General features: G+C 63.8%; 19 protein-coding genes. 6 read left to right on the forward strand and 13 right to left on the reverse strand.

What is annotated here, in order from left to right; translation table 11 throughout:
* The first annotated feature begins 41 nt into the window (after positions 1–41).
* Complete coding sequence (locus ACSVIK_RS05330; protein WP_442443319.1) at positions 42–1,667, forward strand: methyl-accepting chemotaxis protein; 1,626 nt, start codon at positions 42–44, stop codon at positions 1,665–1,667.
* Between the two features lie 6 nt (positions 1,668–1,673).
* Here the strand turns inward: ACSVIK_RS05330 and ACSVIK_RS05335 are convergent, their stop codons facing one another.
* Positions 1,674–2,279, reverse strand: a complete 606-nt coding sequence (locus tag ACSVIK_RS05335; protein WP_442443320.1) for a glutathione S-transferase — start codon at positions 2,277–2,279, stop codon at positions 1,674–1,676.
* Between the two features lie 80 nt (positions 2,280–2,359).
* Between ACSVIK_RS05335 and ACSVIK_RS05340 the strand changes: the two genes are divergently transcribed.
* Positions 2,360–2,827, forward strand: coding sequence for a MarR family winged helix-turn-helix transcriptional regulator (locus ACSVIK_RS05340; RefSeq protein WP_442443321.1), 468 nt, complete (start codon positions 2,360–2,362; stop codon positions 2,825–2,827).
* A gap of 5 nt (positions 2,828–2,832) precedes the next feature.
* On the opposite strand, the gene ACSVIK_RS05345 is transcribed toward ACSVIK_RS05340, so the two are convergent.
* Positions 2,833–3,837, reverse strand: a complete 1,005-nt coding sequence (locus ACSVIK_RS05345) for a zinc-dependent alcohol dehydrogenase (protein ID WP_442443322.1) — start codon at positions 3,835–3,837, stop codon at positions 2,833–2,835.
* 8 nt (positions 3,838–3,845) lie between these two features.
* Positions 3,846–4,298 carry a PaaI family thioesterase gene (locus ACSVIK_RS05350; RefSeq protein WP_442443323.1) on the reverse strand — a complete coding sequence of 151 codons (453 nt, stop codon included), beginning with the start codon at positions 4,296–4,298 and terminating at the stop codon, positions 3,846–3,848.
* 218 nt (positions 4,299–4,516) lie between these two features.
* Between ACSVIK_RS05350 and ACSVIK_RS05355 the strand changes: the two genes are divergently transcribed.
* On the forward strand, positions 4,517–5,428 hold the full coding sequence (locus ACSVIK_RS05355) for a LysR family transcriptional regulator (RefSeq protein ID WP_442443324.1): 912 nt from the start codon (positions 4,517–4,519) through the stop codon (positions 5,426–5,428).
* 146 nt (positions 5,429–5,574) lie between these two features.
* On the opposite strand, the gene madM is transcribed toward ACSVIK_RS05355, so the two are convergent.
* The 10 genes from madM to ACSVIK_RS05405 all read right to left on the reverse strand — a co-directional run bounded on the left by madM (position 5,575) and on the right by ACSVIK_RS05405 (position 14,004).
* Positions 5,575–6,339: a malonate transporter subunit MadM gene (gene madM, locus ACSVIK_RS05360; RefSeq protein WP_442443325.1), complete on the reverse strand. Its 765-nt coding sequence runs from the start codon at positions 6,337–6,339 to the stop codon at positions 5,575–5,577.
* Between the two features lie 5 nt (positions 6,340–6,344).
* Entirely contained in the window at positions 6,345–6,746 is a 402-nt protein-coding gene (madL, locus tag ACSVIK_RS05365; protein WP_442443326.1) for a malonate transporter subunit MadL, read from the reverse strand.
* Positions 6,747–6,800: 54 nt separating this feature from the next.
* Positions 6,801–7,727, reverse strand: a complete 927-nt coding sequence (gene mdcH, locus ACSVIK_RS05370) for a malonate decarboxylase subunit epsilon (protein ID WP_442443327.1) — start codon at positions 7,725–7,727, stop codon at positions 6,801–6,803.
* Complete coding sequence (locus ACSVIK_RS05375) at positions 7,724–8,359, reverse strand: malonate decarboxylase holo-ACP synthase (protein ID WP_442443328.1); 636 nt, start codon at positions 8,357–8,359, stop codon at positions 7,724–7,726. Before ACSVIK_RS05375 ends, mdcH begins: the two co-directional genes overlap by 4 nt.
* Positions 8,360–8,445: 86 nt before the next feature.
* A complete protein-coding gene (gene mdcE, locus ACSVIK_RS05380; RefSeq protein ID WP_442443329.1) occupies positions 8,446–9,252 on the reverse strand; it encodes a biotin-independent malonate decarboxylase subunit gamma in 807 nt (268 codons plus the stop codon).
* 2 nt (positions 9,253–9,254) lie between these two features.
* Positions 9,255–10,106: a biotin-independent malonate decarboxylase subunit beta gene (locus ACSVIK_RS05385; protein WP_442443330.1), complete on the reverse strand. Its 852-nt coding sequence runs from the start codon at positions 10,104–10,106 to the stop codon at positions 9,255–9,257.
* On the reverse strand, positions 10,099–10,398 hold the full coding sequence (locus ACSVIK_RS05390) for a malonate decarboxylase subunit delta (RefSeq protein WP_442443331.1): 300 nt from the start codon (positions 10,396–10,398) through the stop codon (positions 10,099–10,101). The genes ACSVIK_RS05385 and ACSVIK_RS05390 overlap by 8 nt, the downstream gene beginning before the upstream one ends.
* 1 nt (position 10,399) lies before the next feature.
* Positions 10,400–11,275 carry a triphosphoribosyl-dephospho-CoA synthase gene (locus ACSVIK_RS05395; RefSeq protein ID WP_442443332.1) on the reverse strand — a complete coding sequence of 292 codons (876 nt, stop codon included), beginning with the start codon at positions 11,273–11,275 and terminating at the stop codon, positions 10,400–10,402.
* A complete protein-coding gene (gene mdcA, locus ACSVIK_RS05400) occupies positions 11,275–12,927 on the reverse strand; it encodes a malonate decarboxylase subunit alpha (RefSeq protein WP_442443333.1) in 1,653 nt (550 codons plus the stop codon). The genes ACSVIK_RS05395 and mdcA overlap by 1 nt, the downstream gene beginning before the upstream one ends.
* A 105-nt stretch (positions 12,928–13,032) precedes the next feature.
* The gene (locus tag ACSVIK_RS05405; RefSeq protein ID WP_442443334.1) at positions 13,033–14,004 is read right to left on the reverse strand and encodes a sensor domain-containing diguanylate cyclase; all 972 of its coding nucleotides are present in this window, start codon (positions 14,002–14,004) and stop codon (positions 13,033–13,035) included.
* A 250-nt stretch (positions 14,005–14,254) separates the two neighbouring features.
* Here ACSVIK_RS05405 and ACSVIK_RS05410 point away from each other — a divergent pair, with 250 nt between their 5' ends.
* The 3 genes from ACSVIK_RS05410 to ACSVIK_RS05420 all read left to right on the forward strand — a co-directional run.
* Entirely contained in the window at positions 14,255–16,414 is a 2,160-nt protein-coding gene (locus tag ACSVIK_RS05410) for a type I secretion system permease/ATPase (protein ID WP_442443335.1), read from the forward strand.
* Positions 16,415–16,493: 79 nt separating this feature from the next.
* The gene (locus tag ACSVIK_RS05415) at positions 16,494–17,909 is read left to right on the forward strand and encodes an HlyD family type I secretion periplasmic adaptor subunit (protein ID WP_442443336.1); all 1,416 of its coding nucleotides are present in this window, start codon (positions 16,494–16,496) and stop codon (positions 17,907–17,909) included.
* 187 nt (positions 17,910–18,096) lie between these two features.
* Positions 18,097–20,450 (forward strand): calcium-binding protein (locus ACSVIK_RS05420; protein ID WP_442443337.1); only part of this gene is annotated, 2,354 nt, incomplete at its 3' end.

A 20,450-nucleotide genomic window follows, 5' to 3' on the forward strand; every position in this document is an offset into this window, starting at 1 on the left:
ACTGAGCCGAGCCAAGCTCTCCGTTCTGTCATGAGGTTCGTATGTTGTTGAGAAAACTCCGTATCGGTACGCGAGCGGCGGCAAGCTTCGCCCTGCTGGCCTTGCTGGTATTACTGCTGGGTGGCATCACCCTGGCGCAGATGAAGCGCATGGACGCCGCGTCCGATGACGTCGCAACGAACTGGTTGCCGGCCATACTGGCCCTCGAAGACATAAGCATGAACATGTCCAGGGTGCGCGCCTTGACTCTGCGCGCTCATATCATCCGCGACGCACAGCAATGGGCCGCCGATCAGGCGACGATAGAACAGTGCACGCATCTCCTTGAGCAAGCCGAGCAGGCCTATGTCGCGCTGATCAATTCGGACGAAGAGCAGCATGTCTATGAGCGTTTTCGGGATGAGCGCGAACGCTACATGAACACGCAGGCGCAGGTCATGAATGCGATGAGCGCGGGCGATGAAGCTCAGGTTCAACAACTGGTCGCAGGCGACTTGAGCACGCATGCCAATGCCGTCGTCGTCGCCTTGCAGGCCTTGGTACGGCAGAACGAGAAAGGCGCCAAGCTGGCTGCTAGCGAAAGCAAGTCAGCCTACAGCAACGCCATCGAGGTCGTGCTCATCGCCCTTGTAGCCGCCATCGCCAGCACCATTGTCCTCGCGCTGCTGCTCACACGGAGTATCACCCAACCACTCGTTCAGGCCGTCAGCATCGCCCAAGACATCGCCGCTGGCGACCTCAACCACGACATCTCCGACACCGGGACGGATGAACCGGCGCAGTTGCTCCAGGCACTCGACACCATGCGCCATAACCTGCGCGAGACCCTGCAACAGGTCGCCGACTCCTCCAGCCTGCTGGCTTCCTCGTCCGAGGAGCTGCACGCGGTCACCGAAGACGGCAGGCGGGGCCTGTATCAACAGAATGCCGAAATCGAGCAGGCCGTCGCTGCCGTGACCGAGATGACCGCAGCGGTGGAGGAAGTGGCGCGCAATGCCGTGAGCACCTCGCAAGCCACGCACGATACCGATCAGAGTGCGCGTCATGGTCATGCCCAGGTCGGCCGAACCATCGACTCGATCCGCCTGCTGACGGCGGACATCGGCAGCGCGGGGGAAGAGGTCAGCCTGCTCGCCGGCAATGTGCGCAACGTCGGCCAGGTGGTCAACGTGATCCGCGCCATCGCCGACCAGACCAACCTACTGGCGCTCAACGCCGCTATCGAGGCAGCGCGTGCCGGCGAGCAAGGACGCGGCTTTGCCGTGGTAGCCGATGAAGTCCGCGCGCTGGCTCAGCGTACCCAGCAGTCCACGGGCGAGATCGAGCAGATGATCGGCGCCATCCAAAAGGAAACCGAGCAGGCCGTGGCGACCATGAACGCCAGCATGGAGCGCGCCGACTCGACCCTGGAACTGGCGCAGTCCGCTGGTGCTGCACTGGATGAGATCACCGAGGCCATCGGAACCATCAACGAGCGCAATCTGGTCATTGCCAGCGCCTCGGAACAGCAGGCGCAGGTGGCCCGCGAAGTTGACCGCAACCTGGTCAATATCCGTGATCTGTCGCTGCAGAGTTCGGCTGGTGCCGACCAGACCACTGCGGCGAGCCAGGAGCTGTCGCGCCTGGCCGTGGCGCTCAGTACGCTGCTGACGCGCTTCCGTCTTTGAGTGCATTCACACCGGCGCGCTGACCTGCATCGAGGGGCGCTGGGCGAAGGCCTGCTGGAAGGCCGCCAGACCGGGATGCGCGGCGCGCCAGTCGAGGCCGGCGAGGCGAAAGTCCAGGTAGCCCAGAGCGCAGGCGACGCCGATCTGCCCCAGGTCGAGCGGCCCCTGCAGTTGCTCGACCCGGCGCTCCAGCTCCGCCAGCGCCCGTTGGATCTTTCCCAGTTGACCATCCAGCCAGGCTGGCCATTGCAGTTCGGCGGGTCGCACACCGCGCTCATAGCGCGCCAGCAGGGCAGCATCCATCAGGCCGTCGGCCAGCGCCGCCAGGCATAGCACCGACCAGCGCGCGGCGCCGTCGGGCAGCAACTTCGCCCCTGGGTGCAGGGTATCGAGGTACTCGCAGATCACCCGGCTGTCGTACAGCGCCTGGCCCTCGTCGGTCAGCAGCACCGGGATCTTGCCCAGCGGGTTGAGGACGTTGACCCGCTCGTTCAGCGTGGTCGGCAGCACAGCGGTATCGAGCAGTTCGATACGCCCCAGCAGCCCGGTTTCGGCAGCCAGCACACGAACCTTGCGGGCGAAGGGTGAAGCGGCGGCGTAGATCAGTTGCATGGGCGTGTTCCTGTGTCGTGTTGTGAGGAGGCTGGTGCAAGCCTTAGGCTGTGCGTCATTTCAACCAGGGCGAATATCCCATGGTCATCGAGAAAAAGATCAACACGGCGTCCGTGAACCTGAAGTCGCTGGACCCGCTCGACACCAGTCTCGAGCTGCTGCATTTCGGCTTCCGTGGCCTGACGGTGGCGGCCGACCGCTTTCTCGAAGGGCGCGGGTTGTCCCGTGTGCATCATCGCATCCTGTATGTGATCGCCCGTACCGAAGCAATCAGCGTCGGCGAACTGGCCAGCACCCTGGGTGTGAGCAACCAGGCGCTGCACCGCCCGCTGTCGCATCTGTTCGATCAGCAACTGGTGCAATACAGCCGCGAGCCGGGCCGGCATCGCTTCAAGCTGCTGGCACTCAGCGAGGCCGGCACGGCGCTGGAGGCCGAGGCCACCGAGCTGGAACGGCGCACCCTGCGCGAAGCGCTGGCCAGTACCGACGCCGACGGCCAGGAGGCCTGGCGCCGGGTGATGCGAGCACTGGCCGAGCAGCTCAACTGAGGCCATCAGGTGCTGCGCTCGCGCACCACGATGCACTTGGTCAGCGGTTGAATCAGCGCTTGCGGCGCCTCCTCCCAGCCCACCACCTGCGGCTCGACCAGCAACGGATCGCAGCGACCGCTGTGCACCAGATCGAGCACCTTGGGGATATGCTGCCGCACGCTGCAGGCACCGACCGAGAAGGTGACGTCGCGCAGGTACATGTCGAACAGCGGGATCTTCGGGTCGTCAAAGATGATGCCGATGCACGAGCAATGCCCGCCGGGCGCCAGCGCCAGCAGGCCACGGCGCAGCGCCTGGTGATCGCGGGTGGCAGAGATCACCAGGTCGTAGCTGCGGTCGAGGTCGCGCGCCATCAGATCGACCCCGGCGCCACTGCTGGCCGCCAGTCGCTGGCGCAGGGGATGATCATCGAGGTAATCCACGCTGGTCGCACCAGCAGCCCGGGCCATCTGCACGGCGAGTACGCCGAGGCTTTCCGTGCCACCGACCACCAGCACACGAGCATCCTGCCGCGTGGCCAGCGGGCGGCTGGCGGCCACCCAGGCGTCGGTGAGGTTGTCGCTGGCACTGGCAACGGCCACGGGGTCGAGCCCCGCTGGCAAAGGCACCAGCATGGCGTCGGCGAAAGGCACCATCACCCGCTCGGAGAACAGCCCGCCCCAGTGCCCGCCCGCCGGCACGCCGTAGCAGGCCATGGGCGGCACCGCCATACAGGCGCTGGAACGCCCGACCAGGCACTGGGCGCAGGTGCCGCAGGCGATCTTCCAGGGCACCGAGACCAGATCGCCACGGCGCAGGTTGCGCACCGCCGAACCCACTTCCAGCACCTCGGCCACGCATTCATGGCCCAGGGCAAAGGGCGGCTTGAACGGCGTAGTGCCGGCGATCAGGCGTCGATCCAGATCGCAGGACGCCGAAGCGATTGGCCGCACCAGCGCGCTGGCCGGCGTGGCGAGCTGCGGGTCGGGTGCCTCGACCCAGGCCAGTTGGCCAGCGCCCTGAACCATGAGCGCCTTCATGATCTGGCCGTGCCGATGACGAAGGTGGTGGTGGCCTTGGCGCACAGCTTGCCCTGCGCATCGACGATCTGCGCGTCGCAGATCGCCAGGCTGCGGGTGCGCTCGACCACCCAGCCGCGCACCAGATAGACCTCACCGGAGCGCAACGGGCGCACGTACTTGACGTTGAGATCCACCGTCGAATGCGGCACGTCCACCTCGAGGGTGGAGAACAGCGCCAGCGCCGCGGCGCCATCCAGGCAGGTGGCGGCGAAGCCGCCATGCACGGCACCAGCCGGGTTGAGATGACGCTGATCCGGGCGGCCCTCCAGGGTGATGCTACCCACCTCCACCTGCACCGCCTGGATGCCCATGGTCTCGCCGATGGAAGGCGCCGGCAGTTCGCCGCGGATCAAGGCTTGCAGGGCCTTCAGGCCGGAGGTCGTGGGCAGCGAGGCGGAGTCGTTCATGGCGGTATTCCTCAGGCGGGGACGGAGCATGGCGCAGGTGGCGATGCAGGGCTGCCTGTACGGTAGCCCCTGAGCGGCTATCACATCAACATTATTGAAATGACAAACGCGCGGGCATTTCAGACAGGCGCGCCATCTGCCGACAACCCCGAGGACGATTCACCGCTCGACAGCGTGGATGCGGCACAATGGCCCACCGCGCCTGAGGGAACTGCACGATGCTGATCGATGAAGAACTGACCCTGAAAAAGCTGGAGGTCTTCCTCGCCTTCATGCGCAGCGGCAATCTGGCGCGCGCCGCCAGTGAGCTGCAGACCAGCAACGTCAGCGTGCACCGCGCCATTCATTCGCTGGAGAGCGCCCTGCGCTGCCCGCTGTTCAAGCACGAGGGGCGCAACCTGATCCCGCTGGAAAGCGCCTACGTGCTGGAGGAGAAAGCGCAGAAGCTGATTCAGGATGCCCAGGAGATGGTGCGCCTGACCCGCCAGGCGGCGGGCTTCGGCGCCGAGCGCTTCAAGCTCGGCGCGCTCTATTCGCTGACGGTGAAGACCGTGCCGCAACTGATCATGGGCCTCAAACTGCGGCGCAGCGAGCTGAATATCGACCTGGTGCTCGGTTCCAACGTCGACCTGCTGTACAAGCTGAAGAACATGGAGCTGGACGCCATCCTCATCGCCCTCGACGACGGCGTCAGCGACCCGGACTGCGAGCAACTGGCACTGTTCTCCGACGACATCTTCCTCGCTGCACCGAACGACTCGCCCTTCGCCGATCACGCCGAGGTGGATCTGGCCGAGCTGCGCAACGACACCTTCATCACCCTGACCCAGGGCTACGCCACCTTCCGTGACGGCGAGCGGGTGTTCCAGCAGGCCGGCTTCGAGCCCAAGGTGGCGATGCAGGTGAAAGACATCTTCACCCTGCTCAGCATGGTCAGCTCAGGGGTGGGTTACGCCCTGCTGCCGGGACGGGTGGCGGCGGTGTACGAGAACCGGGTGAAGCTCATCCCGCTGCAGGCCAAGTACCACCTGCAGCAGCATATCGGCGTGGTATTCCTCAAGGCCCGCGAGCGCGACCCCAACCTGCTGGCGCTGCTGGCCGAGTGCCGGATGTACAGCCGACAATCCTAGGGAGTGCCGAGGCGCCGCTCATGGTGCGCGCAGCGCACCCTACAGCCTGGGTCGAGCGAAGCACCGTAGCCTGGGTCGAGCGAAGCGAAACCCGGGACGATGTTCCCGCCGTATAGAAAAAGCCCGCCACGAGGGCGGGCGAAAGGTCAGCCCAGAAGGCCGCGCATCAGAAAGTAGAGCAAGGATGGGCCAAGCAGGCAGCCCAGGGCGGTGTAGAAGGCCGCGGTCAGGCAGCCGTACGGCACCAGCTTGGGATCGGTGGCCGCCAGGCCGCCGGCCACGCCGCTGGAGGTGCCCATCAGGCCACCGAAGATCACCGCGCTGCGCGGGTTGTTCAGGCCGATGTAGGGCGCCACGAAGGGCGTCGCCACCATCACCAGAATCGCCTTGATCAACCCGGCGGCGATGGATAGCGCCATCACGTCGGAGCTGGCGCCGATGGCTGCACCGGTGACCGGGCCGACGATATAGGTCACCGCGCCGGTGCCGATGGTGGTGAGGCTGACCACGTCGGTGTAACCGAAAGCCATGGCCACCCCGACACCGGCCACGAAGGAGGCGAAAACCCCGACGAACAGCGCCAGCACCCCGGCGAAGCCGGCGCGCTTGAGCTCCTCGACACTCACACCGAAGCCGGTGGCGACGATGGCGAAGTCGCGCAGCATGGAGCCACCAAGCAGGCCGATGCCGGCGAACAAGGGGATATCCACCAGCCCCTTCTGCCCGCCGGTGTAGGCGCCGCCGATATAGGACAACAGCAGGCCGAGCAGGATGGCGATGGCCGAGCCGTGCAGGCGACCCTTGGTGAACTTGTCGGAAAACCAGTACGACACCCACATGGTGATGCCGATGATGGCGAAGCCGCTGAGCAGGCCGTAGCCGGTAATGACCTTCATCAGAGATTCGTACATGGCAGTCACCGTGGCGCTTTGGTCAGGGAGGAGGCGGCGTCGGTTTCAGGCTTCTTTTGCCCCACCCGGCTCAGTGCCGGCACCAGGGCGAAACCGATCACGACCGCAGCGATACCGGCGAGAATCGCCATGGGGCCGCCCTTGAGGGCGCCGTAGACGTTCTGCTGGGCGGCCATGGCGACCACGATGGGGATGTAGATGGCGCTCCAGAACTCCACGCCCTGTTCCGACTTGCCGGTGAACAGGCCGCGTTTGTTCAGGTAACTGCCGAGGAAGATCAGCAGCATCATGGCGATGCCGACACCGCCGACGTTGGCGGGTACGCCGATGAGTTTGCCCAGCAGCTCTCCGATGAAGATGCCTGCCAGGGTGCAGAACGCCAGAAAGGCGACACCGTAGATGATCATTGTTGTTGTCCTCGTTTGAAGTTGTTGTTCTTGTGCTTCGGTAAAGGCTACGGCTCAGCGGTCGCGGCTTACCTCCTGACGCAACATGGCGTCGAGTGTATCCAGGCGCGCGCCAGTGAAAGCGATGGCCTGGCCAGGCTCGAAAACGCGGCGGGCCAGCCCGGTCAGCACACCGCCGGGCGGCAGTTCCAGGTGCAGGCGCACGCCGCGTTCATAGGCGGTGACGAGGGTGGCCTGCCAGTCGACGACGCGGCTCATGTTCATGGCCAGGTCGTCGCGCAGGGTTTCGGTGTCACGGATCAGGCGCGCCGAGCTGCCGCTCAGGTAGCGCGCCTGCGGCGCGCGCAGCTCGACCTTGGCGAATGCGGCGGCCAGTTCACGGGCCGGTTCATCGAGCAGATCGCAGTGCGACGGCACGCTCATCGCCAGGCGCCTGGCGCAGCCGGCACCGAGGACGCGAGCACGCTCGGCGACCTTGGCCATGGCGGCATCGCTGCCAGCGATCACCAACTGGGTTTCGGCATTGATATTGGCCAGGTACACCGGCCCTTCGGCGTCGGCCAGCAGGCGTTCGATGCTGGCCTGATCGAGGCCGAGGATGGCGGTCATGCCGTAGCCGTTGGGGTAGGCGCGCTGCATCAGCTCGCCACGCAGGGCCACCAGGCGCACGGCATCGGCAAAATCCAGCGCATCGGCCACCACGGCGGCGGCATAGGCACCGATGGACAGGCCCGCCACATAATCGGGGCGATGGCCGCGCTCGCCCAGCAGCCGGGCAGCCGCCACGCCAGCAATCAATAGGCAGAGTTGCACGGCGCGAGTGCCTTGCAGCGCCTCGGACGAATCCAGCCGGCGCACGTCTTCACCCAGGGCGGTGCTGGCCTGTTCGATACAGGCCTGCACCACCGGCGCCTCGGGCAAGGCCTGCAGCATGCCGGGCTGCTGCGCGCCCTGGCCGGGGAAGGCCCAGAGCGCGCTCATGCCGCCACCTGCTGCGCTTGCCAGGGGTCGCTGACCAGCAGCGGGCCGTTCTGGGTTTTCAGCAAGACGCGCGGTGCCTCGCCGGCCCATTCGCGCAGCGCTACGGCGCCGTATGGGGTTTCCAGTTGCAGGTCGATACGCCCCGGCGTTTCGTCCAGCAGGCGGCACAGCCTAAGGGCCCACTCGCGGGACAGGTGATACGGCGCGCGTAATTGCAAATCGAGATCGCTATCCGCATGCGCGGCGGCGATGCCACTGGCCAGCTCGAAACCCAGGCTGCCGGTCACGCCCCAGGCCAGGCCCAGGGCATCGAGACGCGGCGCCAGTTGGCTCAGCGCGCGCAATGCCGGCCACTGCGGCTGGGCATGGCTGCGCCAGCGCCCTGCCCGCGCGACTGCCTGCGGGGTGACCAGGCGGCTGATATCACTCAGGCGCATCCACGCGGCATGGCGCTGCTCACGGGCAGCGCCCCGTATACCCACCGCCACCCAGCCGGGCTCAGCGGGAGCACGACGCACCACCACCGGCACATGCCCGCCCAGGGCGGCGCGAGCCCAGGCCGGCGCCTCCTGCGGCAGGTGCTCGGGGCGCAGGCCCCAGAGCAGGTCATGTGGACAGGGTGTCGTGTGCATCGATGCTTCCTCTGTAGGGTGCGCTATGCGCACCGATTCGGTTTCTGGTGCGCACGGCGCACCCTACGGTGCCGTGCGCGACCCATTCACCACTGCGCGCGCAGCGTCTCGCGCACCTGGGAGGACGCCGCACGATTGGCGGCGCCCAGGCGGCCTCGCAGGTCGCGCGGGCTGGCGGCGATATTGGCCAGGGCGCGGCTCAGGGCGTCCTGCACGCGGGCCAGATCGGCCGCTGTCGGTTGCGCCGCCTGCTCCACGTCGAGCACATCCGCGAGCAGGCCAAGCGAGGCGTAGTTGTCCAGGTCGTAGGCCATGGGCGGCACCGTGGCGGCCAGCGCCTCCAGCTCGTCGACGCTGCGCAGGGTGATACGCGCAGCGGCGGCCTTGCCCATGGCGTGCACCATCACCCCGGCGTCGCGCAGGGCGATCAGGCGATTGGCCTGGTAACCGTGGGCGAGAAAGGCGCCGGACATGGCCTTGCCCACCAGCAGACCGATCACCGCATGGCCGGCCAGGCGGGCACGGGCATAGGCGTCCACCGCACCGGCCAGCGCCTGATGGATGCCATAGGCTTCCTCGCGGCGGCCGTAGGCCTGGCTCGGCACGTCGACTATGGCGATCAGCGCGCGCTTGTACGCCTGGTCGCGGTCGGCCTCGATGGCCTCATCCACGGCCTGCGCCAGCCCCCAGCCTTCCAGCAGGCCGACCTCGCCATTGCGGGCGCGGGGAAAGGGATTGTCGGCATCGGCGATCACCGCCAGATAGCGCACCGCCTGGCCAGCCAGCTCGCCATCGGCCACGCGCAGCGAGGTCGGCAAACCTTGCAGCGGCAGGGCATCACCCGTCAGGGCCTGGAACCAGTGCAGGCCGCGTTGTTCTTGGACAGTGCTCATGTTCATGCTCCCTGGTAGGCGCTGCGCACGGCAGCGGCATCGGCCTGGATCGAGGTGTCGACGGCGCGCAGGCGCTCAAGGAACCAGGCGTGGCGACGGCTGCGCTCAAGCTCAGGTTTGCCCTTGGCGAACAGGCCGTGCAGTTCGCGGCGAATGGCCTCGACGTCATCGGCCACGTAGCCGTCGACCAGGCCGCTGGCATGGCGCTGCTCACCGCCGGTCAGGCTCCAGATAAAGGGGCGGTCGCGCGAGTCGTACTCCTCTATACCGGCTTCCTGCTCGATCACCTGCGGGCCGTTGAGCCCGAGGCGCGCCTCGCGGGTGACCAGCAGGTAACTGCACAGCCCGGCGGCGATGGACATGCCGCCGAAGCAGCCAACCGGGCCGGCGACCAGGCCGATCACTGGCTGGTACTGGCGCAGCTCGACGATGGCAGCCTGGATCTCGGCGATGGCCGCCAGCCCCAGGTTGGCTTCCTGCAGGCGCACGCCGCCGGTTTCCAGCAGCAGCACGGCGCGGGTTGGCGTGCCGTTACGGTTGTCTTCGGCGGCCAGCTCCAAGCTGCCTGCGATTTTCGCCCCGCCCACTTCGCCCAGACTGCCACCCTGGAAGGCACCTTCGATGGCGACCACCACCGCAGGCGCACCGTCGATCAGCCCCTTGGCCACCACCACGCCGTCGTCGGCCTGGGGCACGATGCCCTGCTTGGGCAGCCAGGGCGACATCAGCCGGGCAAAGGGGTCGAGCAACTCACGGAAGCTGCCGGCATCGAGCAGTGCCCGAGCCCGCTCGCGGGCACCCAGTTCAGTAAAGCTGCGCTGCGCCAGCAGGCGCTGGATGTTCTGCTCAGCCATGGTTGAGTTCCTCCAGGCCCTGTTCCAGGCGCAAGCGCACCACGCCGGGGGTGGCGCCGAAATCGTGGATGGCGATATTCAGCGCCGGCACGGGCTGCTCAGCGAACATGCGCTCGAACAACAGTTGCCAGCGCGGTGCGCTGCCGTTGACCGAGGTGACCACTTCGATGGCCAGGGTGCCGGCCTGGCCAGGCTCGAGCAGCACTTCCAGGTCGCCGGAACCGACGCAACCGACCAGCGCACGGCCCTTGGCCGGCTGCCCGGCGGGGAATTGAAAAGACAGGGTTTCCATTTCACAGACTCCCAAGCTGCGCCGGCAGGCCATGCTGCAGGCGGTCGAGGAACAGGGTGGCGGCGAGCAGATCAGCCGCGCCGCCAGGCGAGGCGCGTAGCTGCAGCATGTCGCGCTCCAGCTCGCGCAGCAGGCGGCGCCCGTCGAGGCTGACGCAGCCGCCCGCGGCGAGTACCGCGCGGGCACCGCCCTGCATGCGGATCAGCCCGGCCATGCCGGCGCGGTAGAGCACGCAGGTGTCGGCCAACTGGGTCATGATCGCCAGCAGCGCATCCAGGCGGGCGTTCTGCTCGCCTGCCCCGGCGGCGCGGCTGTGCGCCAGTTGCGGCAGCGCCTGCTGGATCACTGCGGGGAAACCCAACTGCGCTTCCTCACGCGCACCATGCAAGCCGTACAAGCGACAGACCTGGGCGCCATGGCTATCAGTCAGCGGGGCGGCGCGGTCATTGAGCAGGGCCAGGCGCGCCGCACGCAGGGCGACCTGAGCCGGCGCCAGGGCGCTGACATCCAGCGCCGCAGCGGCACTGAGCAGCCCCAGCGCCCAGATGGCGCCACGATGGGTGTTGACGCCGTCGGTGACGCGCAGCATTTCCACTTCGCCTTCGCGGCCAATGCGGCCCAAGTCTTCACGCAGCGCCTGGTCGATCTCGCCACGCTGCTGCGCCGCCTCGCCCATGGCCTTGAAGCTGGGCCACAGGGCCAGCGCCGAGGCATGCATCAGGCCCAGGTGCAGGTCGGTATGCGCGCCGCTGCCGCGACGGTCGACCAGACCCGGCTTGGGCGACAGGTCGGCCTCGTCGATCAGCGCATCGACGGCCAGGTCGGCCAGCCAATCGCTCAGCGAAAGCTGGGGCTGAATTGCAGTCAGTGCATTCATCACCAGCTCCTGAATTTGGCAGGCGGGTTGTACAAGCCGCCCGACCACTCGACCAGTTCGGCGATGCTCTTGGCCGCGAGCAGTTCGCGGGTCGCATCGGTGCGGCGAATGCCGAGGTCTTCGGGCAGGGCGATCAGCCCTTCGCGGCGCATGCGCTCGGTATCTTTCGGGTTATGCCGCAGACCGATGGCGGTAACGCCGGCCACCGCAGCGATCATCGCCTGGCGTTCCTCCAGGGTGCGCGCCTTGTACAGGTAGGCGATGCCTTCCTCGGTGAGCAGGTGGGTGACGTCGTCGCCGTAGATCATGATCGGCGCCAGCGGCATGCCGGCCTTCTTCGCCACGTCCACCGCATCGAGCTGCTCGACGAAAGTGGGCTTGCCGCCTTCCTGGAAGGTTTCGACCATCTGCACCACCAGCTTCTTGCCGCGTTCGAGCAGGGTCACGGGCTCGGTCATATCCAGCCAGGCCGGGGTGGCATGGCGACGGCCACGCGGGTCGTGGCCCATGTTCGGCGCACCGCCGAAGCCAGCCAGGCGCCCACGGGTCACGGTCGAAGAATGGCCATCGCCATCCACCTGCAGGGTGGCGCCGATAAACAGGTCGACCGCGTACTGCCCGGCCAGTTGGCACATCATGCGGTTGGAACGCATCGAGCCGTCGCGGCCGGTGAAGAACACGTCCGGGCGCTGGGCGATGTAGTTTTCCATGCCCAGCTCGGTACCGAAGCAGTGCACGCTCTCCACCCAGCCGGTCTCGATGGCCGGGATCAGCGTAGGGTGTGGGTTGAGCGTCCAGTTGCGGCAGATCTTGCCCTTCAACCCCAGCGATTCGCCGTAGGTGGGCAGGATCAGCTCGATGGCGGCGGTGTTGAAACCGATGCCATGGTTGAGCGACTGCACCTTGTGTTTTTCGTAGATGCCGCGAATCGCCATCATCGCCATCAGCACGTGCACCGGCTTGATATGGCGCGGGTCGCGGGTGAACAGCGGCTCGATATAGAAGGGCTTGTCCGCCACCACCACGAAGTCGACCCAGGAGGCGGGGATGTCCACACGCGGCAGCTCGTCGACGATCTCGTTGACCTGGAAGATCACGATGCCGTCGGAAAACGCGGTGGGCTCCACCAGCGCCGGGGTGTCCTCGGTACTCGGCCCGGTGTAGATATTGCCCTGGCGGTCGGCCTGGAAGCCGGCGACCAGGGCGACATTGGGGATCAGGTCCACCAGCAGGCGCGAATACAGCTCGATGTAGGTGTGGATGGCGCCGACTTCCATCTGCCCGTCTTCGAGCAGTTGGCCGATGCGCAGGCTCTGCGGCCCGGCGAAGGAGAAGTCGAGCTTACGGGCGATGCCACGCTCGAACAGATCGAGGTGCTCGGCGCGGCTGACGCTGGGCATGATCATGTGCAGGTCGTGCAGGCGACCGGGGTCGGCCTGAGCCAGCGAGCGGGAAAGGAAGTCCGCCTGCTTCTGGTTGTTGCCTTCGAGCACCACGCGGTCGCCGGGGGCGATCAGCGCTTCGAGTGCCGCGACTATCTGGTCGCTGGGCAGCACCACGCCATCGGCGAGCTTGCGCACCTGGTCGAGTCGCCGCGCCTTTTCCGCGCGCCGACGCGACCACTGCGGCGGTGGGGATATTGTTGTTGTCATCGATGACTCCACGAGTTCCGCTGTCGTGGAGGCACCTTAGGAGCATGACCGAATGGTCATCAATCAAGCAGGCGGCACAACCGTTACGCTCAGGGTAACGATGGCTCAGGCATGAGCATCGGCGGCACCATCCACTTCCGAACGGGAGGTCATCCTGGCCACTTCCAGCCGGTCCCGACCGCGCTGCTTGGCCTGGTACAGCAGCTTGTCCACGGCATTGAGGAAATCCAGCGGGCGGTCGTGGGCGCCCGGCACCAGGGTGCCGACACCGAGGCTGACGGTGAGCATGGGCGACACCGATGAACGCTCATGGGGAATGCGCTGCTGGCGCACCTGCTGCCGGCAGCGCTCGGCGATATGCCGTGCGGCGGCTTCGTCGGTCTCCGGCAGGATCAGCACGAACTCCTCGCCGCCGAAGCGCCCGACGAAGTCCCGCGGGCGACTGGCAGCGCGAGTCAGGGCCTGGGCCACGCTCTTCAGGCAGTCGTCGCCCTGGAGGTGGCCGTAATGGTCGTTGAACTGCTTGAAGTGGTCGATATCCAGCAGGATCAGTGACAGCGGCTGGCGGGTGCGCTGGGCGTTGGCCCATTCCGTGGCCAGCACCGTGTCGAACATGCGCCGGTTGGCCACCCCGGTCAGGCCGTCCTTGTAGGAGTATTCCTCCAACTGCTTCTGCAGGGTCAGCAGTTGCTCCTCGGTCTTCTTGCGCTCGCTGATGTCGAACATGAAGCCGATCAACGAGTCCACCTGCCCCTGCTCGTCGCGCACCACGTGCACCACGTCGCGAATCCAGACGTAATCGCCGGCAGCGGTCAGCGCGCGGTAGTCAGCCTCGTGGTCGACGCCGTTCTGCGACTGCGAGATGCACATTTCCACCACCTTCTCGCGGTCGTCCGGGTGCATGCGGGTCGCCCAATCCTCGGCGCTGACCCAACTGGCCTGCGACCAGCCCAGCAGACTTTCGATCTGTGGGCCGATGTAGGCGAAGGTCATGGTCTTCCAGTCGATCTTCCAGGGTATCGCCCGGGTCGACTCCAGCAGGGTCTTGTATACCGCCTGATCAGTTGCTTCGCTCATGCCATCACCTCCGACCGATCTGCGTTTGGTTATAACGCAAAAGCAGCAGATATCGATTAACAAAAAATCTACCAGTGATGAACGTTTCTTAGCGCCCCATCAACCATTCCGCTAAAACCGTGATGCAATTTGCACTCTTCGGAACCACCACGCTCTTCGCCTCTTCACATGGCGTCACGCCATCATGTAGATTCGCTGCCGGTTCAAATCGGCTTTGGCATCCTGCCAAGCCACTGCTTGGTGCAATGGAATGCAAATACCTGAAGCTCAGGGAAATGACGCTGCTCAATCCGTCGATAGCGGCCTCGCCTGCCTGGTCATGCTGGCCCGTTTCCACAACGTCGCCGCCTCGCCTGAACAACTCGCACATGAATTCGCCGAAGACGGCCGAGCATTCGATCGCGCCGAGCTGCTGCTGGCAGCGAAGAAGCTCGGTCTCAAGGCCAAGTCGGCGCGCAGTTCGCTCGAACGCCTCGCCCATCTGCCGTTACCGGCCATTGCTGTCGATAATGAGGGGCGCTTCTTTATCATCGCCCGCTTCGATGAGGCCAAGAGTCAGGTTCTGATTCACGATCCGCAGGCGCAGCGCCCGGAAGTCCTTTCGTTCGAGCAACTGCAGGCGCGCTGGGCGGGCGAGCTGATCCTGATCCGTTCCGAGGCCTCTCTGGCCGGCGAGCTGTCGCGCTTCGATTTCACCTGGTTCATCCCGGCCATCGTCAAGTACCGCAAACTGCTGGGCGAGGTGCTGTTGGTGTCCTTCGTGCTGCAGATTTTCGCGCTGCTGACGCCGCTGTTCTTTCAGGTGGTGATGGACAAGGTGTTGGTGCACCGCGGCCTGTCGACGCTGGATGTGATCGCCATTGGCCTGCTCGGCATCATGGTGTTCGAGACACTGCTGTCGGGGCTACGCACCTATGTGTTCGCCCATACGGCCAGCCGCATCGATGTGGAGTTGGGCTCGCGGCTGTTTCGCCATCTGGTAACGCTGCCACTGGCTTATTTTCAGGCGCGCCGGGTGGGGGATTCGGTGGCGCGGGTGCGCGAGCTGGAGAACATCCGCAGTTTTCTCACCGGTAACGCCATCACGCTGGTGCTCGATGTGCTGTTCTCTGTGGTGTTCATCGCGGTGATGTTCTACTACAGCGGCTGGCTGACGCTGGTGGTGATTCTGTCGCTGCCGCTGTATTTCCTGGTGTCTCTGTTGATCACACCGCTGCTGCGTGCCCGCCTCAACGAGAGCTTTTCCCGGGGCGCGGAGAATCAGGCCTTTCTGGTGGAGACGGTCAACGGCATCGATACGCTCAAGGCGATGGCGGTGGAGCCCCAGATCAATCGCAAGTGGGATAACCAGCTTGCTGGCTATGTGGCCGCCAGTTTCAAGACACAGAACCTGTCGATGCTGGCCAATGAAAGTGTCGGTTTCATCGGCAAGCTGGTCACCGTGTCCACGCTCTGGCTGGGCGCGCGCCTGGTGATCGACGGCGACCTGACCGTGGGCCAGTTGATCGCCTTCAATATGCTGGCCGGGCGGGTTTCGCAGCCGATCATGCGCCTGGCCCAACTGTGGACCAATTTCCAGCAGACGGGCGTGTCGGTGCAGCGCCTGGGCGACATTCTCAATACCCGCACGGAGCTGTCCCAGGCCACCCGCAGCGCCTTGCCGCCGCTCAAGGGGCAGATCGAGTTCGATCAGGTGCATTTCCGCTATCGCCCGGATGGTTCGGAAATCCTGCGCGGCATCAGCCTGCAGATTCAGGCCGGTGAGGTGATCGGTGTTGTGGGCCGCTCGGGCTCGGGCAAAAGCACGCTGACTCGGCTACTGCAGCGCCTCTATACCCCCGAGCGCGGGCGGGTACTGGTGGATGGCATGGATCTGGCGCTGGCCGATGTGTCGTCCCTGCGCCGGCAGATCGGCGTGGTGCTGCAGGACAATATGTTGTTCGCCCGCAGCATCCGCGAGAACATCGCCCTGACCGACCCGGGCGCACCTATCGAGCAGGTGATGCAGGCGGCGAAGATGGCCGGTGCTCATGAGTTCATCCTGGAGCTGCCGGAAGGCTACGACACCGTGGTGGGCGAGCATGGCGCCTCGCTGTCCGGCGGGCAGCGTCAACGTATCGCCATCGCCCGCGCGCTGATGGGCAACCCGCGCATCCTGATTTTCGACGAGGCCACCAGCGCCCTGGACTACGAGTCCGAGCGCATCATCCAGCAGAACATGCAGGCCATCTGCAAGGGCCGCACGGTCATCATCATCGCCCACCGCCTGAGCGCCGTGCGCGACGCCAACCGCATTCTGGTGATGGATCGCGGGCAAATCGTCGAGCAGGGCACGCATGCCGACCTGCTCACCCACCAGGCCGGCCACTACTCGCGCCTGCACCGCCTGCAGCAAGGCGGTGCAGCATGAGGGATACACAGAACGACACCCTCTCCCACTTGTGGGAGAGGGCTGGGGAGAGGGCAAGGCTTTTAGTAGGAGGCCAGGCATGAGCGCCAAGCGTGAGCTGATCAACCGCTACCGCCAGGCCTGGCGCCACTCCTGGCGCAACCGCAAAGCCATGGATGCGCCGCCCCGGCTGAATCACGAAGTGCACTTTCTGCCGGCTGCCCTGGCCCTGCAGGAAGCCCCCGTGCACCCCGCGCCACGGATCATCCAGTGGGCCATCATGGCTTTCGCCGTTATCGCGCTGCTCTGGGCCTGCCTGGGTGAGATCGACGTGGTCGCCACCGCCAGTGGCAAGATCGTTCCCAGTGGCAAGAGCAAGGTCATCCAGCCCAGCGAAGTAGCGGTGGTCAAGGCCATCCATGTCTACGACGGGCAGCACGTCAAAGCCGGCGAGTTGTTGGTCGAGCTGGACAGCCAGATCACCGGCGCGGACGTTCAACGGCTGAAGAGCGACCTGCTGGCGGCCCAGGTCGACAGCGCGCGGGCCGGTGCTCTGCTCGACGCCATCGAAGAAAACCGTGAACCGACCTCCCTGGCCAGCCGAATCGCGCAAGCCAGCGAAGCCCAACAACGCTCGGCTCAGACCTGGCTGCGAGGCCAATACCTGGAACTGCAGAGCACCCTGCAGCAAAGTGATGCCGAGATTGCCCAGCGCACGGCGGAGATCCAGGCCGCCCGCGCCTGGGTGGCCAAGCTGCAGGAGTCCCTACCCATCGCCCAGCAGTTGGCGGCGGACTACAAGCGCCTGCTGGACAAGGCCTATGTTGCCAAGCACGCCTACCTGGAAAAGGAGCAGCAACGCCTGGATCAGGAGCGCGAACTGGCCGTGCAACAGGCCCGCGTGCTGGAACTGCAAGCAGCCAAACAACAGGCCGAAAGCCGCCGCCAGAGCGTACTGGCGCAGACCCGTCGCGCCATGCTCGACCTGCTGCACGAGTCCGAACAGCGCGCCGCCGGCCTGCAACAGGAACTGAGCAAGGCCGAACAGCGCAACCGCCTGATGCACCTCACCGCGCCAGTGGACGGCACCGTCCAGCAACTGGCCATCCATACCGCTGGCGGCGTGGTCACCGAGGCACAACCGCTGATGGTTATCGTGCCGAGTAACCAGCCGGTGGAAGTCGAGGCCATGCTGGAGAACAAGGACATCGGCTTCGTGCATCCCGGCCAGGAGGTGGAGGTCAAGGTGGATACCTTCACCTTCACCAAGTACGGCGTGGTGCACGGCATCGTGCAGAGTATCTCCGACGACGCCATCGAGGACGAAAAACTGGGGCTGGTGTACAGCACGCGGATACAGCTCAAGGAAAACAGCATCGTAGTGGGCGATCAACAGGTGCCATTGTCGCCCGGCATGGCAATACGGGCCGAGGTGAAGACGGATAAGCGCAAGATAATCGATTACTTCCTCAGCCCGCTAAAGCAATATCAGAGCGAAAGTCTTTCTGAAAGATAGCAAAGTAAATTTAAACACCTCAAAGCCCCCTAAAAAGCAGGCAATAGCATCTCTAACGCCACCATGAAACCTTACAAGGTTACTAACCCTACATTTATCTATTGCGTAAACAGCAGCACATACCGCCCCACCAAATACGCGCCCCAAAATAGTTAATTTACAGAACAATCAACACAAGGAGGTTATTATGTCGCAACAAAATACAAACGCCGAGCCACATGTAGATTATCGCAACAAATACGCAACAGACTCTGTCACCAACGCCCTAAAGGCCGCCTATACCGCGTGGAAATCTGGGAGCGAACCATGGAGCCCTGACAATCAAGAGGGCGCCAGAGAAACAGCCGAAGAACTTCTAGGTGGGGAAGTTAACCTCAAACCTGTGTTTAACTCTATTAATGCACACAATCAGGCTCTTAGAGATGCTCTCGCATATGACAGACATATCAGCCCAGATGCTAATACCAATTTAAATTTAGCCAATCGCACCGCCTCCCCCATAGTTCTTGACCTTGACGGCGATGGTATAGAGACGTTCGGCGCAGAAGGTCGGGTATTGTTTGACCACGATGGCGATGGCGACAAGCATGGTTCTGGTTGGGTCGGGCCAGACGACGGTCTACTAGTTCTAGATCGCAATGGCAATGGAACCATCGACAGCGGCCTAGAACTGTTCGGCGAGAACACCCTGCTGGCCAATGGACAGAAAGCTCGTGACGGCTTTGAAGCCATGAAAGCTGTCGACGTAAATGGCGATGCTAAGCTAGATGCTAGCGATGACGTCTGGAGCGATCTGCGCATATGGAGGGATCTCAATGGCGACGGTATCAGCCAAGGCGGTGAGTTGTTCACCCTAGATGACCTGGGTATCAAAAGTATCAATACGGGGTCAGACGGCAAAAACCTGAATTTGGGTAATAACAATCACATCGATGGCTTCAGCACATTTGAATGGAAAGAGAACAGGGGTGGAGGTACCGGCGTCAGTGGCGATGTCTATTTTGAGGACAATCCATTTTATCGCAAGTTCGGTGACCGCATCGAGATTCCAACAGAGTTGGCTGACACCCCCAATATGTATGGCTCGGGTGCAGTACGTGATCTGCGCGAAGCTGCAGCAACAAGCAACAAACTAGAAAATGTTTTAGCCGAATACGCAGCTGCCGGCAGCCGCCAGGAACAAAAGGCACTAATGGATAAACTAATTAGTGCTTGGGCTGATAGCGCCGACTTCCGCACGTTCGACGAACGCATATCCGATCTAGCTGACGGCAAGATTTACGACCTTAAATTTTCTTACTCATGGGAAATTAATAGAGAGCACGCCCTCAGCTCGGGCTCAACCAGTGGCAGCGGAACTGGCAGCGGTTCTATAGCGTTAGGAGAAACCCAACACACCTCACCCCCAACTACCGAGCAGTTACGGAGAAAGGAACTGTTAGAGATGGTACGGGTGCTAGAGGTTTTCAATGGCCAGTACTTCTTTGACTTTAAGCCGACCAATGATGACGGCAAAGATGGGGAGATCGGCATCTCCTTCATAGCTGGATCTCAAGGTCGATCTGGTAGTGCGGGCGGCAACTCAGCTGAACTTGGCTCCACCTATTACCTTACAGAAAAAGATTTCTCCTTTGGGCCGAATCAAGAGAAGTACATCAGGGCCGCATACGAGGCGTTGGTAAATTCAGTATATGAAGGTCTGCTGCTCCAGACTCGCCTCAAGCCCTATCTTGATGAAGTGTCTATAGCACTGTCTGAAGAGGGCGCCACTGTAGACTTCAGCAGTGCACTGGGCAAGCTGGCGGAGGTTCATACAAAGAATCCCGTCAAAGGGGTTGTCGATCTTCTCGAGTTTGGATCGGCTGTCGCAGGTACCATTGGTTGGGCATCCAACGAAGTAGCTATCGCGGGGGAATGGGTACACCAACTGAATGCGGCACAAATCGAAGACCTCCAGAAACAGTTGGGTACTTCCAGCACAGTAATTATTGATTCAAGCGCGAATAGCGCACTGACCGGTGGCGACCATACAGATTTTCTTTTCGGCGAAGCGGGTAATGACACCCTGACCGGGAATGGCGGTTCAGACTTCCTAGATGGAGGTGCCAGCGATGATCGTCTTTATGGGAACGACGGCAATGACATGCTATTCGGTGGTGCCGGCACTGACCGCCTGTATGGCGGTAATGGCAATGATGTGCTTGATGGGGGCACTGGTAATGACACCCTCAGCGGCGACGCCGGTAGCGACACCTACCGTTTCAGCCGTGGCTGGGGCCAGGACACTATTTCCAACTACGACACCAGCACCAACAAGGTCGATGCCATTGTCTTCGCTGACGACATCACGCCCGATGACATCGTCATCACACGCTCCAGTACCAACCTGATCCTGTCGCTCAAGGACAGCACCGACAAGATCACCGTCAGCGGCTACTTCAGCAACGACGGCACCAGTGCCTATAAGCTCGAAGAGATCCGATTCGCCAATGGCACCACCTGGACAATCGATCAGGTCAAGGTCAAGGCCCTGCAGAGCAC

This window comes from Pseudomonas sp. NCHU5216 (assembly GCF_052156495.1).
In the GTDB taxonomy this organism is placed as follows: domain Bacteria; phylum Pseudomonadota; class Gammaproteobacteria; order Pseudomonadales; family Pseudomonadaceae; genus Aquipseudomonas.

Bases quoted from the DNA above. Each gene is read 5' to 3' on its own strand.
- ACSVIK_RS05330 (WP_442443319.1), top strand. From the start codon at position 42: ATGTTGTTGAGAAAACTCCGTATCGGTACGCGAGCGGCGGCAAGCTTC.
- ACSVIK_RS05335 (WP_442443320.1), bottom strand. From the start codon at position 2,279: ATGCAACTGATCTACGCCGCCGCTTCACCCTTCGCCCGCAAGGTTCGT.
- ACSVIK_RS05340 (WP_442443321.1), top strand. From the start codon at position 2,360: ATGGTCATCGAGAAAAAGATCAACACGGCGTCCGTGAACCTGAAGTCG.
- ACSVIK_RS05345 (WP_442443322.1), bottom strand. From the start codon at position 3,837: ATGGTTCAGGGCGCTGGCCAACTGGCCTGGGTCGAGGCACCCGACCCG.
- ACSVIK_RS05350 (WP_442443323.1), bottom strand. From the start codon at position 4,298: ATGAACGACTCCGCCTCGCTGCCCACGACCTCCGGCCTGAAGGCCCTG.
- ACSVIK_RS05355 (WP_442443324.1), top strand. From the start codon at position 4,517: ATGCTGATCGATGAAGAACTGACCCTGAAAAAGCTGGAGGTCTTCCTC.
- madM (WP_442443325.1), bottom strand. From the start codon at position 6,339: ATGTACGAATCTCTGATGAAGGTCATTACCGGCTACGGCCTGCTCAGC.
- madL (WP_442443326.1), bottom strand. From the start codon at position 6,746: ATGATCATCTACGGTGTCGCCTTTCTGGCGTTCTGCACCCTGGCAGGC.
- mdcH (WP_442443327.1), bottom strand. From the start codon at position 7,727: ATGAGCGCGCTCTGGGCCTTCCCCGGCCAGGGCGCGCAGCAGCCCGGC.
- ACSVIK_RS05375 (WP_442443328.1), bottom strand. From the start codon at position 8,359: ATGCACACGACACCCTGTCCACATGACCTGCTCTGGGGCCTGCGCCCC.
- mdcE (WP_442443329.1), bottom strand. From the start codon at position 9,252: ATGAGCACTGTCCAAGAACAACGCGGCCTGCACTGGTTCCAGGCCCTG.
- ACSVIK_RS05385 (WP_442443330.1), bottom strand. From the start codon at position 10,106: ATGGCTGAGCAGAACATCCAGCGCCTGCTGGCGCAGCGCAGCTTTACT.
- ACSVIK_RS05390 (WP_442443331.1), bottom strand. From the start codon at position 10,398: ATGGAAACCCTGTCTTTTCAATTCCCCGCCGGGCAGCCGGCCAAGGGC.
- ACSVIK_RS05395 (WP_442443332.1), bottom strand. From the start codon at position 11,275: ATGAATGCACTGACTGCAATTCAGCCCCAGCTTTCGCTGAGCGATTGG.
- mdcA (WP_442443333.1), bottom strand. From the start codon at position 12,927: ATGACAACAACAATATCCCCACCGCCGCAGTGGTCGCGTCGGCGCGCG.
- ACSVIK_RS05405 (WP_442443334.1), bottom strand. From the start codon at position 14,004: ATGAGCGAAGCAACTGATCAGGCGGTATACAAGACCCTGCTGGAGTCG.
- ACSVIK_RS05410 (WP_442443335.1), top strand. From the start codon at position 14,255: ATGCAAATACCTGAAGCTCAGGGAAATGACGCTGCTCAATCCGTCGAT.
- ACSVIK_RS05415 (WP_442443336.1), top strand. From the start codon at position 16,494: ATGAGCGCCAAGCGTGAGCTGATCAACCGCTACCGCCAGGCCTGGCGC.